The sequence below is a fragment of the Paenibacillus sp. NPDC056722 genome, from assembly GCF_042790635.1.
GTDB classification, from domain to species: Bacteria; Bacillota; Bacilli; order Paenibacillales; family Paenibacillaceae; genus Paenibacillus_AQ; species Paenibacillus_AQ agri.
This window is the reverse complement of record NZ_JBHTYV010000001.1, coordinates 107,540-122,727: the sequence shown is the minus strand read 5'-3', so window position 1 is coordinate 122,727 and position 15,188 is coordinate 107,540. Positions and strand designations below refer to the sequence as shown.

Annotated in this window: 13 protein-coding genes and 1 riboswitch; all 13 genes read left to right on the top strand. The window is 48.5% G+C overall.

What is annotated here, in order from left to right; translation table 11 throughout:
• The first annotated feature begins 398 nt into the window (after positions 1–398).
• The 13 genes from bcaP (at position 399) to ACFRAM_RS00555 (ending at position 15,151) form a co-directional block, all read left to right on the top strand.
• Positions 399–1,781, top strand: coding sequence for a branched-chain amino acid transporter BcaP (gene bcaP / locus ACFRAM_RS00615; protein WP_175370173.1), 1,383 nt, complete (start codon positions 399–401; stop codon positions 1,779–1,781).
• Positions 1,782–1,846: 65 nt separating this feature from the next.
• Positions 1,847–3,136, top strand: coding sequence for a VPS10 domain-containing protein (locus ACFRAM_RS00610; RefSeq protein WP_175370172.1), 1,290 nt, complete (start codon positions 1,847–1,849; stop codon positions 3,134–3,136).
• A gap of 592 nt (positions 3,137–3,728) precedes the next feature.
• On the top strand, positions 3,729–4,130 hold the full coding sequence (locus ACFRAM_RS00605) for a DUF2500 domain-containing protein (RefSeq protein WP_379464722.1): 402 nt from the start codon (positions 3,729–3,731) through the stop codon (positions 4,128–4,130).
• Positions 4,131–4,255: 125 nt separating this feature from the next.
• On the top strand, positions 4,256–5,011 hold the full coding sequence (locus tag ACFRAM_RS00600; protein ID WP_379464008.1) for an SDR family NAD(P)-dependent oxidoreductase: 756 nt from the start codon (positions 4,256–4,258) through the stop codon (positions 5,009–5,011).
• A 141-nt stretch (positions 5,012–5,152) separates the two neighbouring features.
• Positions 5,153–5,575, top strand: coding sequence for a cell wall hydrolase (locus tag ACFRAM_RS00595; protein ID WP_066361399.1), 423 nt, complete (start codon positions 5,153–5,155; stop codon positions 5,573–5,575).
• Between the two features lie 47 nt (positions 5,576–5,622).
• Entirely contained in the window at positions 5,623–6,099 is a 477-nt protein-coding gene (gene gerQ, locus ACFRAM_RS00590; RefSeq protein ID WP_379464005.1) for a spore coat protein GerQ, read from the top strand.
• Between the two features lie 329 nt (positions 6,100–6,428).
• Positions 6,429–7,745, top strand: coding sequence for a hemolysin family protein (locus tag ACFRAM_RS00585; protein ID WP_379464003.1), 1,317 nt, complete (start codon positions 6,429–6,431; stop codon positions 7,743–7,745).
• Positions 7,746–7,933: 188 nt separating this feature from the next.
• Positions 7,934–8,689: a DsbA family protein gene (locus ACFRAM_RS00580; protein ID WP_379464001.1), complete on the top strand. Its 756-nt coding sequence runs from the start codon at positions 7,934–7,936 to the stop codon at positions 8,687–8,689.
• Position 8,690: 1 nt separating this feature from the next.
• The gene (locus ACFRAM_RS00575; protein ID WP_379464000.1) at positions 8,691–9,137 is read left to right on the top strand and encodes a disulfide oxidoreductase; all 447 of its coding nucleotides are present in this window, start codon (positions 8,691–8,693) and stop codon (positions 9,135–9,137) included.
• Between the two features lie 214 nt (positions 9,138–9,351).
• Positions 9,352–9,509, top strand: a riboswitch (cyclic di-AMP (ydaO/yuaA leader).
• Positions 9,510–9,634: 125 nt separating this feature from the next.
• On the top strand, positions 9,635–11,452 hold the full coding sequence (locus ACFRAM_RS00570; protein WP_379463998.1) for an APC family permease: 1,818 nt from the start codon (positions 9,635–9,637) through the stop codon (positions 11,450–11,452).
• 465 nt (positions 11,453–11,917) lie between these two features.
• A complete protein-coding gene (locus tag ACFRAM_RS00565) occupies positions 11,918–12,931 on the top strand; it encodes an iron-hydroxamate ABC transporter substrate-binding protein (protein ID WP_379463996.1) in 1,014 nt (337 codons plus the stop codon).
• Between the two features lie 124 nt (positions 12,932–13,055).
• Positions 13,056–14,123 (top strand): FecCD family ABC transporter permease, encoded by a 1,068-nt coding sequence (locus tag ACFRAM_RS00560; protein WP_379463994.1) that lies wholly within the window; start codon positions 13,056–13,058, stop codon positions 14,121–14,123.
• Positions 14,120–15,151: a FecCD family ABC transporter permease gene (locus tag ACFRAM_RS00555; RefSeq protein ID WP_379463992.1), complete on the top strand. Its 1,032-nt coding sequence runs from the start codon at positions 14,120–14,122 to the stop codon at positions 15,149–15,151. The genes ACFRAM_RS00560 and ACFRAM_RS00555 overlap by 4 nt, the downstream gene beginning before the upstream one ends.
• Positions 15,152–15,188 lie beyond the last annotated feature (37 nt).

Sequence of the window (15,188 nt, the reverse complement as noted above, 5' to 3'; positions counted from 1 at the left end):
CTTATCCATCATAATCGTTACAGGTAGTGTTTTCAAGAGGATTACTGTTAATCCAACAGTCGAAAGCGGATTTGTCAACGTACAAATTAAGGATAAAAGAGAATGGACATGTTTACTTTTTCCACAATAATGTTGTTTATGGGAGCTGCTGTGCTGCTTATACTGATACCGAGATCCGAGATCCGAGATCCGAGAAGCGGGTAGCCGTCTTGATTAATTCGCCCTGGCTTATTTCGCCGGCGTCTTCAGCGGTAAAGCTGTTGGAGAAACCGCTAGTGCAAGAGGGGATTAGCGTCACATGTGGCATAATCTTTGTAGATCTGGGTCTTAAGCAGCTTAGAACTTCCCCTTAGCGCCTTGTTGTATAATTTAATCACCTGACAGGAGAGTAGTAAGAAATGGATTTATTTCGCAAAAAATCGCTGACCGCAGTCCTGGGCGGCGACACTAACAAATTAAACAAAACATTGGGTGCTTTTGATTTGACAGCACTTGGTGTGGGGGCAGTCATCGGAACAGGAATATTCGTCGTAACCGGAGTTGCAGCAGCCGAGCACGCTGGACCGGGAATTATTCTGTCCTTTATCCTGGCAGGCATTGCTTGCGTGCTCTCCGCCTTATGTTATTCCGAGCTGGCTTCCGCATTACCCGTGTCCGGGAGTGCTTACGCATACAGTTATGTTGCTTTTGGCGAGCTGCTTGCCTGGATTCTTGGTTGGGATTTGGTGCTCGAGTATGGAGTAGCAGTTGCTGCAGTGGGGAGTGGCTGGTCCGGATATATTCAGGGACTGCTGGAAGGCTTCGGCTTGCATTTGCCTACATTGCTCTCCGGGGCGTATAATGCGGACAAAGGTACTTTTATCGATCTGCCTGCAGTCGTCATTATTCTACTGATCTCCTTGCTGCTGACCCGCGGAGCGAAAGAAACGGCTCGTTTTAATGCGATTATGGTCGTAATAAAGCTGGCTGTAGTTTTATTGTTCATTTTTACGGGGATTTTCTATATAAAACCGGAGAACTGGTCGCCTTTCCTCCCCTTCGGTATGCATGGGGTCATGAATGGGGCAGCGACCGTGTTCTTTGCCTATATCGGCTTCGATGCGATCTCCAATGCTGCTGAAGAGGTCAAGAGTCCGCAGCGAGATATACCGATTGGGATCATATCATCCGTTGTGATCTGTACGGTGTTGTACATATCCGTGTCCCTGGTCCTAACCGGTATTGTTCCTTATTACGATCTGAATGTAAGCGACCCGGTATCCTATGCACTGCGGCTTGTTGACCAGAATTGGATTGCCGGATTGATCTCATTGGGAGCCATTACAGGAATGACTACAGTGCTGCTGGTTATGATGTATGGACAGACTCGTCTGCTCTATGCAATTTCACGTGATGGTTTGCTTCCGAAAAGTCTGTCTAAGGTCAACTCGACGACACAGCAACCAAATCGCAGCATCTGGATGATGGGAATAGTCAGCGCTATCTTGACCGGATTTGTTCCGCTTAGCCGCCTGGCGAATCTGACTAGTATTGGAACATTGTTTGCTTTCTTAGTTGTTTCGATTGGTGTCATTGCCTTACGTTATAGTCAACCCACCTTGAAGCGGGGTTTCAAGGTACCCTGGGTACCTTTTCTTCCGTTGCTCAGTGCTGCGGCTTGTGGCTATCTGATGTACAATCTCGGGAGCGCGACCTGGATCGGATTTCTAATCTGGTTGGTCATCGGCCTGCTGATCTATGCACTATACGGCTATCGCAACAGCAAGTTGAACGGAGACTAATCCAGGAACGATAACGAATGTACGGAAAGATCATGTAGTTCTATTAACTGAGAGGAGAGAGCGCATTGCCGTCCAAAACTCAAGGTTCTAAGGTTCTGAGTGTTGTGCTTCTACTCCTGCTGTCCATGCTGATCCTGTCGGCCTGTATGTCGAAAACGGCGGCGCCTGCTCAGACACCGCAGCCTACGGAGCCCCCGGAAGAAGGGCAGACGATTACATTGATTACACCGGATGCGCGGAATATGGATGCGGAGAATAATCCTAAGTATCAGATTCAGACCCGTCTGACAGATTTTCAGCTACTCAGCGAATCCGAGGGACTAGCCTGGGGCGTAACCAAGAATGAGCTGCGTATGTATATAACGAAGGATAACGGTACGACTTGGGCTAATATTTCGCCCTCCGCCAATGTACAGTTTCCTTCTAACCCAGTCTATGGCAAAGAAATATTCTTTACCGATCCAAGTAATGGCTGGATCATCAGGAGCGCGTACGGCATGACGGAGACGATCGTGCTGCGAACCAAGGATGGAGGACAGTCCTGGAAAGTATCCTCGTTGCCGGATGCGAATCCAATTTCGTCGATGTACTTTTATTCTCCAAACTACGGCTGGCTTTTGACCTCATGGGACACTACGGCCACCAAAGAAAGCAAAGCATTGTATTCCACAGTAGACGGCGGGGCGACCTGGAAGAATGTTATGCAGAATGAACAATACAACCCTAAGCTGCCGAATCCGGCGATTCCTATGGCGGGTGTAACGACGGGGATGATTTTTAGAGATAGCATGCATGGCTTCGTCACCCTGCAGACAGGAGCATTGCCTAAGATTTATACAACTAAGGATGGTGGGAAGACTTGGCAGCAAGGCGCACCGTTCCTGGTCAACGAGCGATTTGATGGCTGTGACCGGGTGATTACCGGCAGGCCGGAATTCTTCGGTGGAGGTAGAACGACAGGCTGGATGTCTGTTGGTTGCCAGAAGGATAAGGACAACAGCATTACTTACGACGGCTACTTCACTGCTAACGGCGGGGAAAGCTGGAAGTTCAGGGCTTTTGGTTTTAAGAGCAGGACGGGCGGGAACCGTCATCTCGCGCCTACCTTCCTGAATCTATCGACTGGTTGGATTCTGGATGGAAGCACACTATACCAGACGCAGGATCAGGGAGCGACCTGGACTGCGCTCAAGTCAAGCAGTGTACTAGAGTCCAAGCTGGAGGAGTATCCGGAGATCGTCAAGCTGCAATTCTTCTCTTCAGAGGTTGGCTGGCTCTTGATCGAGAAGAAAGAGGACAAGCGGTCCATTCTTCTGCAGACCACGAACGGCGGGGCAAGCTGGCGAGTGTTATAATATTATAAGAAGCAATAGACAGCAGGTTCATAGCGAGCCTGCTGTTTGTATTATTTTTTCTAAAAAACTTATTTAAAATTTTCCTCATAAATGTGAAAAAAATCACATGACAAATACGATACCTTGTGATATATTTAACACATAGAAAGAAAGTTATTTTTTTCACAAACTAACCATCCGATAGGAGCGATTACCATGACAACTTTTGAAACGGATTATATGACTAGAAACCTTCTGCAATTGTGCTACAATTGTGATGACGCCCATTTGTGTGAGACCGAAGAACAATGTAGAGCCTGCTGGGCAGAGAACGGAATGCTTCCAATCGAAGAAGATGAAACCAAGCACTTTTTAGACTTAGTACATGCTTAAGATGGCAGTAAAATCGAATAACTGGAGACCACTTCATTTCTTGTAGGATAAGAGGAGGAAGTGGTCTTTTTGTGTTTTTATAGATGTGCCACATATTTCTTCTGCCGTAAAGCAACTCTTGATGCTGTATGGGCTGGAACAGGCATATACATGTACAGGAACGCCCGGAGTAGGCTGCCGGAGGAATCTCGCGGGGAATAAGGAGGAATATGTCATGGGAATGGGCCCAGATCCTTCATGGATGTTTGATTTTGCCGGAACAGTGATACCGATCTTTCTCGTGGTGATGGTTGGCATTGTCGCTATATCTGCAGGCAGAGGGCTACTGCAATGGAGTCGGAACAATAGCTCGCCCATGTTGACCACCTCTGCCCATATCGTGAGCAAGCGAAGCGAAATCAGACACCAGCAGCTTCAGGACGAAGGCGGATCGAGCCGGACCAGTACGACGTACTACTATTTGACCTACGAGCTGGAGGATGGAACACGAATGGAGTTCAAGGTGAACGGCACCGAATACGGAATGAGTGTGGAAGGAGACCAGGGGCAGCTAAGCTATCAGGGCACCAGGTATCACGGATTCCAGCGCCAGCCTTCTTTTACATCTGCCGGACATTCTTGAAGATCTCTAGGTAGCCGTTGCAATACTCTTATGCTTCCTGTACAATCCCCTTGTTTCCGATTTACGGAGCAGGGGGATATTTATATTGTCGACAAATTTACATAGATGAAAGGAACGTGACAGGGATGAGCTTCAAGGACAAGACTGTTATTGTAACAGGGGCGGGACGTGGGATCGGCAGGGCCATAGCGATGAGTTATGCCAGTGCAGGCGCAAACGTGGTCGTTGCTGAGCTGGAAGAGGGGCGGGGACGCCAGACGGTGAATGAAATTGTTAGACATGGGGGAAAGGCGCTCTTCGTCGTATGCGATGTGAGCCGTGAAGCCGATATTGTCGCTCTAATGAAGCGTACAGTCGAAGCCTTTGGTACCATTAATATTTTGATCAACAATGCCGGAATTGCCAATCCACATACCGCTTCTGTGTACGAGCTGTCAGTTGAGGATTGGGACAAGGTGATGAATACGAATGCCAGAAGCTGTTTTCTGGCAACCCGTGAGGCCGCCAAAATCATGAAGGGGAACCCGCAGGGAGGCGCCGTGATCAACCTCTCCTCCACACGTTCCCTGATGTCTGAAGCGCATACAGAAGCGTATGCAGCTTCCAAAGGCGCGATCACCGCGCTTACACATGCCCTGGCGATTTCCCTCGGACCGGATGGTATTACAGTAAACTGTATTAGTCCTGGCTGGATTGAAACAGAGGATTACAGCGAGCTGCGTGAAATCGATCATAAACAGCACCCATCGGGTCGGGTCGGCACTCCTCAGGATATTGCCCGTGCCTGTCTGTACCTTAGCGCAGAAGACAATAACTTCGTGACGGGTGCCCAGCTTGTGATAGATGGCGGGATGACCCGCAAAATGATCTACGAGCCTTAGTATGATCTCCTGAAAATTATAATTAGGAAGATAAAATTGCCGACGAACTGTCACCTCTTGGGCGGATGCACATACAATACAACGTGCAGTAAAGAGCGAAATTGCTGTTCTGCGAAGTAGCCATTACAAGGAGGGACGCGTGTGGCCGTCATCAAAGCGAACTCGGCAGATGTAAGAGTACTGGCGCGGCTAATGAGAGCGGAAGCCGAAGAGGATGGAGATCTTGGGATGCTGATGGTAGGCAATGTCGGCGTCAACCGCATTTTGGGCAATTGCCTCGACTTCAAAAACATCCGCAATATCGATGATATGGTGTATCAAAGTCCGGGAGGATTTGAAGCGCCGACTAAGAGCTACTTCTACCAGCGAGCGAGAGATGCCGATATCCGTCTGGCGAAAAGAGCCATCGGGGGCGAACGGACCTGGCCTGCCAGTAATGCTCTTTGGTTCTTCCGTCCGGCAGGCGATTGCCCTGACACCTGGTACAATCAGAGTAACACCGGCCGCTTTAAGGCCCATTGCTTCTTTTCTCCGACCAGCGGAGACTGTCCAGCCGTGTATTAGGCCCGGGGGCGCAAGCTCCCGATTAATTTTTAGGAGGTAATTTATCAATGATCGTTCAACAACCTTACCGTCCTGTTACTTACACGATCGGAAGTGTATCTTCAGGCACTATGGGTACGTCAAACAGCATGGCCCCAATGGGAACAATGGGTACGATGGGTGGCACAATGCAGGCGGTACCTCCCCAAGTATCCAGCGGAAGTCCGATGACTCCTTCAGGAACTGTGGTTTCGGCTCCAGCCCCTGTATTTGAACAATCTTACATCGAGAACATTTTACGGCTGAATTTGGGCAAGGTTGGCACATTCTACATGACCTATGAGAACAACAAGGACTGGAATGCCAAAATCTTCAAGGGTAAACTGGAAGCAGCTGGACGCGACCACATCATCATCAGTGACCCGACAACGGGACAGCGCATCATGTTACTTATGATCAACTTCGATTACGCGACTTTCGACGAACCTCTTACTTATCAATATCCTGGTGTTATTGGGAACCCCGGTACGCGTTACTATCGCTAAAACTGATTTTTAAGCCTCTTTCCGCTACCGGAGAGAGGCTTTTATTATTGAAACGGCTGGAAACGGCCTGAATACGCATGAGAGCTCAAATTCATCAGTAAAAGTCAAAGAATTGTGGTAAAACCTCATTATGCCGTCATACGCTGCGGTTTGACTGTGTAGATTATAAATATATAATAATGTATATATTTATATTCGTGACTATAGACAGGAGCTGAAAGCATTGGGGAATTGATGCAGAAGACTGACGATTTACATGCTGTCATTTTGAAAAAACGAAGGAGGTGGGCCTATCCGCCCCGTGTGAGAACGGTGGATAGGAGCATAATTTGAGCGACCCTTTACCCGGTATATTAAATGTAGGTTTAATGATTTTATTGGTGCTGCTGAACGGATTTTTTGTTTCCGTGGAGTATGCGATGGTGAAAGTGCGCAGCGGGCGCATTGATTCGCTTATCGAGGAGGGCAGCAAAAGAGCGCTGTCTGCAAAACCTATTGTTCACAACTTAGATGCTTATCTATCTGCTTGTCAGCTTGGAATTACCCTGGCATCATTGGCGCTGGGATGGCTGGGTGAACCGGCAATTGCGACGCTGGTTGGGCCGCTGCTGGTTAGTCTGGGCTTTGGCGCAACGTCAGTTTATGTTATCTCTCTGATTATTGCCTTCATGCTAATTACAGTGCTGCATATTGTGCTTGGCGAGCTTGCACCGAAGACGATTGCTGTCAACAAGGCTGAAGCTGTACTTCTGCTAACTGCAGGACCGATGAATGTATTTTACAAGCTGATGTTTCCATTCATCTGGGTTGTCAACAATCTGGCGCGTGGCTTGCTACGACTTTTCCGGCTGACGCCTCCATCTGAGCTTGGAACGGCTCATACAGAAGAAGAGATTCGGATTCTGATGCAGGAGAGCAATAAAAGCGGTCTGATCGACAACACTGAAATGACGCTGGTCGATAATATCTTTGAATTTGCCGATACGATGGCCAGAGAGATCATGATTCCGCGTACGGAAATGATTTGTCTGAATAACCATCTATCGGTGGAAGAGAACATTAATATTGCCTTTGAAGGCATGCGGACTCGTTATCCAGTCTGTGATGGCGACAAGGACCATATTCTTGGTTTCATTCACATTAAGGACTTGATCAGGGAACGTGTTCCCCAGTATCATGAATTGATCCGCCCGATTCTTACCGTACCGGAATCAATCCAGATCAGTGCTTTGCTCAAGGTGATGCAGCGGGCTAAGACTCAGATCGCGATCCTCATTGATGAGTACGGCGGAACTTCGGGCATGGTTACTCTGGAAGATATCATGGAAGAGATCGTAGGGGAAATTCAGGATGAATTCGATGAAGAGCGCCCTGGCGTGGAAAAGCTGGGGGAGGATGAATACTCCATCGATGGCTTGATGCTGATCGAGGAGATCAACGACCTTCTGGGACTGCATATGGAGACCGATGATTATGATACCCTTGGTGGCTGGTTGTATTCCAAGCTGGAAGTAAATCCGCCGCAGATGGGCCAGACCATAACATTCGACAATCATTTGTTTAGTGTTGAGGAAATCGACCATAAGCGGATCTCCCGAATCAAACTGCTCAAGGTAGAGATTCTTGCCGAAGAAGCAGGGGCTTAGATTTTCAATACGATTAGTAGCACAAGGGCATGGTGTCGTTTAACGGCGCTATGCCTTTTTGGGTTGTTATTTTTCCATTGTACATGCCTTCGAGTCAATAGTATTGATTGCCAAGGTGAGTTCTTTAATTATATAATTTTAAAATATTATACTATGCCCGTCCTTAATGGACAGAAAGGAACCGATCCTTGAGCAAACCTAAGAAGAAGAGTCCAGCGGCTTCTCAATTGAGCAAGCAGGAGAGAGACCGCACCAAGCAAGATAAACAGAAACAGACGAACAGAATGTTTATTATCGGTACAATTGTCTTTGTAGTCATTATTTTTGTAGTCCTATTTATGATGGCAGCGAAGGATACTTCCTCCACCACCACAACTGCAGCGCCAACGAGCTTCAATTACAGTGAGCTGCCGAGACTGGGTAAAGAGGATGCACCGGTCAAAATTGTTGAATTTGGAGACTTCAAATGTCCCGCTTGTGCCCAGTTCACGGGGTTGATCAAACCGCAAATCGTGAAAGAGCTGGTAGAGCCAGGAAAAGCCTCTTTTTATTTTGTAAATATGGCCTTTATCGGTCCTGATTCCGAAACAGCTTCACTTGCTGCCCTGTCCATTTACCATCAGAATGCGGATGAGTTCTGGAAGTTCTTTGATGCCGTATATGCAAATCAAGGCGATGAAAATGCTAAGTGGGCGACTGAGGATTATCTTGTTGGCTTAGCTGAGAAGGAGAAGCTGAACATTGATCTGGAGCTGCTGCGCAAGGACATCAAGGAACGTACGTATTATGACGAATTGAAGCGTGACATCAAGACAGCATCTGACGCAGGGGTTAATAATACGCCAACCATCTTCATTAATGGCGTGAAATCCGCAGAGCCGTTTAACTTTGACGCTATTTCGGCGGAAGTGAATACTGCAGCCAAAGCGGCGGAGGCCAAGTGAAATGAGTAAATTCTCCCTATTTTGCCGCCGTAACGCTCTTTATCTGGCCTGGTTTGTGTCAGTAGTGGCCGTGGCAGGCAGCCTTTATCTAAGTGAGGTTCTAAAGTATGAGCCCTGTAAGCTCTGCTGGTTCCAGCGCATTTTTATGTATCCCCAGCTATTTCTGCTAGGCATTGCCACGTACCGGGGAGACAAGCGCATTATTCCTTATGTGCTGCCACTGAGCATTATCGGGGGAAGCATTTCACTGTATCATTACGCAGAACAGAAAATTCCAGCTCTTAGCAAGATTATTCCCTGCACAGTGGGAGTTCCTTGCAACAAAGATTATTTGAATTATTTTGGTTTTATCACGATTCCTTTTATGGCGCTAATCGCCTTTGCCTTGATCACGGTTTTGCTCTGGTTCGGCCGTAAGCCGCTGGAGCAGGAAACAGAAGAAGCATAAGCAAGTACAACCAAAAAATATTCCCTGCTGATTCGTCACAAATAACGTCAAAATGTTATAAAAACACGGGCCGAAGGGATAATAGAAGAGAATGAAAGAGCGGACAGTTCCCGATATAAAATTTGCGGGTTTTGAATGTTTTTTCATTCTTTTTTCATTTTTTTCACCGCTTTACTGGATGCACTTTGTAGACTAATATTAGACCTTGTGAGAAGTTGAATATGCGCTGAATTTTCCTAGGAAAAACGGGGGAACCAATCTTGGCATAACGATGCCAAAGGGGTGAATCGGAAGCGGCCTATACGGCCGAACCGTAGGGCTACCACAGCCCGAATCCGCCAGCTAACCTCGTAAGCAAAAGTGGGATAATGACCATGCCCCAGGCATGCGGATCATTTCCGTATGCTTGTTTTTGTGCCTGCATTTATGAAATCCACCCGTGAAAACGGCGCACGGTATGACCGATTCAACTCACAAAGAGAGGAACTGTTTCTACAATGGTAAGCAAAGTAAAACGACTTTTGATCGGGCGTCCGATGAAATCCAACGAACTCGATCATGAAAAGTTATCCAAGGTGAAAGCACTGGCTGTTCTGTCTTCAGATGCGCTCTCGTCTGTAGCCTACGGAACGGAACAAATCCTGATTGTACTGGTCGCCGCGGGGTTCACTGCGATCTGGTACTCACTGCCAATTGCACTTGCCGTATTGGGACTGCTGGCGATTCTGATTTTATCATACCGGCAGACGATCTTTGCTTATCCACAAGGCGGCGGTGCTTATATCGTAGCTAAGAACAATCTAGGCGTTCCGACCGGGCTTTTGGCTGGGGGCTCTTTGCTCGTGGATTACATTTTGACGGTTGCCGTAAGTGCGTCAGCAGGGACAGATGCGATCACATCGGCTTTTCCAAGCTTGCATGGTCATACCGTTCTTATTGCAGTTACCGTAATTATCATCCTAACGATACTTAATCTACGCGGTGTAACAGAATCCGCATCTTTCATTGCTGTTCCAGTATACCTGTTTGTTATTTCCATTTTTGTCTTGATTATTTCAGGGGTTATAAAATATGCTACGGGCGGTGCGCATGCCCATGTCCCCGAGATCGGGACTGCGGTATCCAATGTCAGCTTGTTCCTGCTCTTGAAGGCCTTTAGCTCTGGCTGTTCGGCTTTGACCGGGGTTGAGGCTGTATCCAATGCTATTCCGAACTTTAAAGCGCCTGCTGAGAAAAACGCGGCAAAAACCCTAATGGCCATGGGCCTCATTCTAGGGATTATGTTCACAGGTATAACCGTCCTGGCTTACTGGTATGGCATTGTGCCCGATGAGAAAGCTACCGTCGTATCCCAGATCACGGAATCCACCTTTGGACGCGGCGTGCTGTATTTCTTCATTCAAGGGATTACCGCTGTCATTCTGTTCCTGGCAGCCAATACCGCTTACTCAGCGTTCCCGCTGCTCGCCTGTATGTTTGCCAAAGACAAATACATGCCGCATGCGTTCATGGTTCGTGGAGACCGGCTCGGTTTCTCGAATGGGATTATTTTCCTCGGTGTGATGTCTGCACTACTGGTAGCCGCATTTCACGGGAATACAGAAGGTCTGATTCCACTGTATGCTGTCGGTGTGTTCATTCCGTTTACATTGTCTCAGCTGGGCATGATGGTTCGCTGGTACAAATTGAAGCCGGCAGGCTGGAAAAGTAAATTTGCTGTCAACACAATCGGCATGCTGACGACATTAACGATTACCTTGATTTTCATCATCACCAAATTCTCCAGTGTGTGGATGGCCTTTCTCTTCCTGCCAATCGTAATGTTCGTGTTCTACCGCATACATGGTCACTACATGAATACAGCGGATCAGCTTCGTATCTGTCTCGACAAAGATAAACCAGTTATTAAAGGAAGCACCGTGGTTGTGCCTGTAGCTGGCGTTACTCGCGCCGTTCTGCATTCGCTTAGTTACGCAAAGTCGTTAACGGATAACGTGGTTGCAGTGTACGTCGGTTTTGATGAAGAGGAGATTCACCGGATGGAGCAGAAGTGGGAAGAATGGAATCCGGGTGTACGGCTTATTGTCCTGCGCTCCCGGTACCGCAGTATTCTCCGCCCGCTGCTTAAGTTCATCGATACGGTGGAGTGGAAGACCGCTTCGACAGATCACATTACGATCCTGATTCCGCAATTTATTACGAAGCATTGGTGGCAGGCTCTATTGCACAACCAGACCAGTTTCTTGATTCGTTCCTATTTAATGAACCAGAAGGATGTCGTGGTCGCCACAGTGCCTTATCATTTGAATAAATAGCTCAGAAGTAGCTGTACATTGAAGAGAAGCCGCGATGCGGCTTCTTTTTTTATTTCCATTCGTTTTGTTTGTGTCAAACAGGCGCGAACCCTGTAGAATTTTTAATATTTATGTTGACATAGATAATGAGAATCAATATCATTTAAAAGAGTTAAGATAAGAGGTAATGATCTATATAAGCCGAACAAAAGAAAGTAACAAAAAGCGAGAAGGAACGAAGGGGGAAGGTTGGAACTGTAGGAGCGAAAGCGCTCGCCTAAAAGCTTTCCGAAGGAAAGCTCGCATCGGAAGCCTAAGCTGGTGTCCGGATTTCAACCGCTAGAAGCGGTTATTCAGATGAAATCTGGAGACAACAGCGGCCGGAAGTCCAAACATTCCACCGAAGTGACGACCGAGCCTTACGTTCGGATCTTAAGTTCGTCTTATATAGAATAGGAATGGAAGCAGATACAAGGGGGATTTTGAATGTTTGCATTAAAAAGAAATATATCAGGCAGTACAAAGCTGGCGATGGCGGGTCTAGCGGCCCTCATGGTGATCTTGTCTGCTTGTGGCAATAACAATGCCGGGAACGCGGCTAATAGCGCTGCTGGATCAACGGCTGCTCCTTCTGCTCAAGCTACTGCAGCTCCGAATCAAGGGGAAGCGAAGACGGTAACAGATGCTATGGGTCATCAGGTCAGCATTCCAGCCAATCCGCAGCGTGTGCTTGCTTCCTATCTTGAAGATCACCTCGTTACACTAGGAGTTACACCTGTAGCACAGTGGTCGGTTCCAAACGGAATACAGGAGTATCTGTCTCCAGAATTAAAAGAGGTTCCGACAATCAGCTATGATCTTCCGCTTGAAGCGGTGACTAGCTTTGCGCCGGATCTTATCATCGTGGATTCGGAATCTGCGGTTCAGAACGGCCTGTATGATCAATATAACAAAATCGCACCTACGTATGTGCTTGGCGATGCCGTGAACAAAGACTGGCGCAAAGCCTTGACGACTATTGGTGATTTGCTCGGCAAGGGTGCAGAAGCCGCGCAAGCGATCAAAGATTATGATCAGAAAGCCGCAGAAGCTAAAGAGAAGCTTGCCAGTGTTGCCGGCGGACAGTCAGCTGCTGCTTTGTGGCTGGTGCAAAAGAATTTCTACCTAGTAGATGAGACACGTGCCAGTGGGGAAGTGTTGTATAAGGATCTGGGACTTGCTTCACCAAACCTGGTGACGGAAATTCCGGCAGATCAGAGAGCGACGTGGAATCCGATCTCTCTAGAGAAGCTCTCTGAACTGAAAGCTGATCATATCTTCCTGGTGAACAGTGACCAATCGGACAACTCGGAAATTTTGAATAGCGCGACCTGGAAAAGTATCCCTGCAGTCAAAGCGGGACATGTCTATGAGCTGAGTTCCAACAGCACCTGGTTGTATAGCGGGGCTACTGCAGATTCCAAAACCATTGACGATGTATTGAAGTTTCTCGTTAAATAATAAGTTTTTCAATGATCTACTGCAATTTTTGTAGATCTCTTTATCGGGATATTGTACATACTTCATATATTTGCGATAATGAGAATGATTCTTGTTATTACTCAATAAGGAGACAAGTTATTGAATGGTTTCATCCCAGGATTCAGATTCGATAAATAGCACCAAGTTAAGGACATCTGATCTTCCCATTACTTCGCGGCCGACAGCGGCCATCCTCATTCTGATCATTGGGCTGGGAGGTATTCTGTTCGGACTCGCGCTCTCGATCTCAGTAGGCGCTGCGGATATTAAACTATCGACAGTATGGGAAGCCGTATTTCATTTTAATCCTGACATACGACAGCATCAGGTGATATGGGAGCTGCGCATCCCGCGTTCCCTCGCCGGGGCACTGGTTGGAGCCTGCTTTGCCGTAGCTGGAGCTATGATGCAGGGGATGACCCGTAACCCGTTAGCGGATTCAGGCCTGCTTGGTCTGAATGCCGGAGCGACAGCTGCGCTGGCCTTAGCGTTTGCTTTTACACCTTCGATGCCTTTCACTTTGATTATGCTGTTTTGTTTTATCGGCGCAGCGTTAGCGGCCTTGCTTGTGTTCGGGATTGGCTCCCTCTCCCGCAATGGATTAACACCCATTCGTCTTACACTTGCCGGAGCTGCAGTAAGTGCGCTCTTGCTCGCTGTCAGCCAGGGAGTAGCGATCCTGTTCCACCTGTCTCAGGATCTAACGTTCTGGCTGGCCGGCGGGGTCGCCGGAACGACATGGGGTCAGCTTAAGATTATGGCACCGCCAATCCTCGTTGCCCTTATCGTGGCAATGATGATGTCTCGTTCCATTACACTGCTTAGCCTCGGCAGCGAGGTGGCAGCAGGACTTGGACAAAATACAAGGCTGGTGCAGGCCGGAGGCATGCTCACAGTTGTGGTGCTTGCCGGAACAGCGGTTTCGGCTGTAGGTCCGATTGCTTTTGTCGGTCTGCTGATTCCTCATATTACACGTTACCTGGTTGGCATTGATTACCGCTGGGTCATTCCTTGTTCAGCTGTACTCGGCAGTCTGCTGCTGATCTTTGCAGATATTGGAGCCAGACTCCTGAATGCACCTTATGAGACGCCGATCGGCGCTCTAATCTCGCTGCTTGGTGTACCGTTCTTTATTTATCTGGCGAGCAGACGGAAGGGGGCGCTGTCATGAGTAAGCCCATCCTCAGTACTTATGAGAAGCAGAGACGAACAAGGAACATCACGGTTCTGTCACTGCTCGGTTTTCTTATCGCCACTGTGTTCGTCATCAGCATGAATACAGGCTTTATGCGTCTCTCACCGCTGGAGGTTCTGCATACGATCCGCGGACAAGGAAATCATCAACAGAAGCTAATCCTGTTTGATTTCCGGTTGCCTCGTATCGTGATTTCGCTGCTAGTTGGGGCGGGCTTTGCAGTCTCCGGCTGTATACTGCAAAGCTTGTCGCGCAATGCATTAGCTGAACCTTCTACCTTAGGGATCACCGCAGGTGCTGGTTTTGCGGTCATCTTGTTTATTTCTTTCTTTCCAGCTACAACGGCGGCGCCGATCTACGTGCTTCCGCTGCTAGCCTTGCTGGGCGCCGGTCTTACAGCCGCGCTAATCTACATCCTGGCTTTTCGCCGGGAAGGGCTGTCCCCGGCAAGGCTTGTGCTGATCGGGATCGCGGTTGCCGCAGGCATCAACGCTTACCAGATTGTGTTGGCGCTGAGACTTGATCCCAAGAATTATCAATTCGTGGCCACCTGGATGGCCGGGAAGATCTGGGGTGGCGATTGGCGCTTTGTACTGGCGCTGCTGCCGTGGATTGTCGTTCTTCTGCCGTTCGCGTTCTATAAAGCCCGAGTGCTGAATGTAATGAATCTGGGCGACCAGATGTCCACCGGGCTTGGCGCTCCAGTGGAGCGTGAACGCTTGCTGCTGCTCGCGGCTGCGGTAGCCCTTGCAGGCTCCTGCGTCGCTGTCAGCGGCGGCATCGGTTTCGTTGGTCTGATTGCACCCCATCTGGCCCGCAGGCTGGTGGGGCCGCGGCATCAGGTGCTGCTGCCGGCCGCTGCCCTTACAGGCGGACTACTGCTACTGGCCGCCGATACCATCGGCCGCTGGATCATGCAGCCGGCGGAAGTGCCGGCAGGCGTCGTAGTGGCTGTAATCGGCGCACCCTATTTTTTATATTTGCTCGCCAAATCAAGAGCTTAATTTATTCTACAAATCCAATATTAACGGGCATACCCCG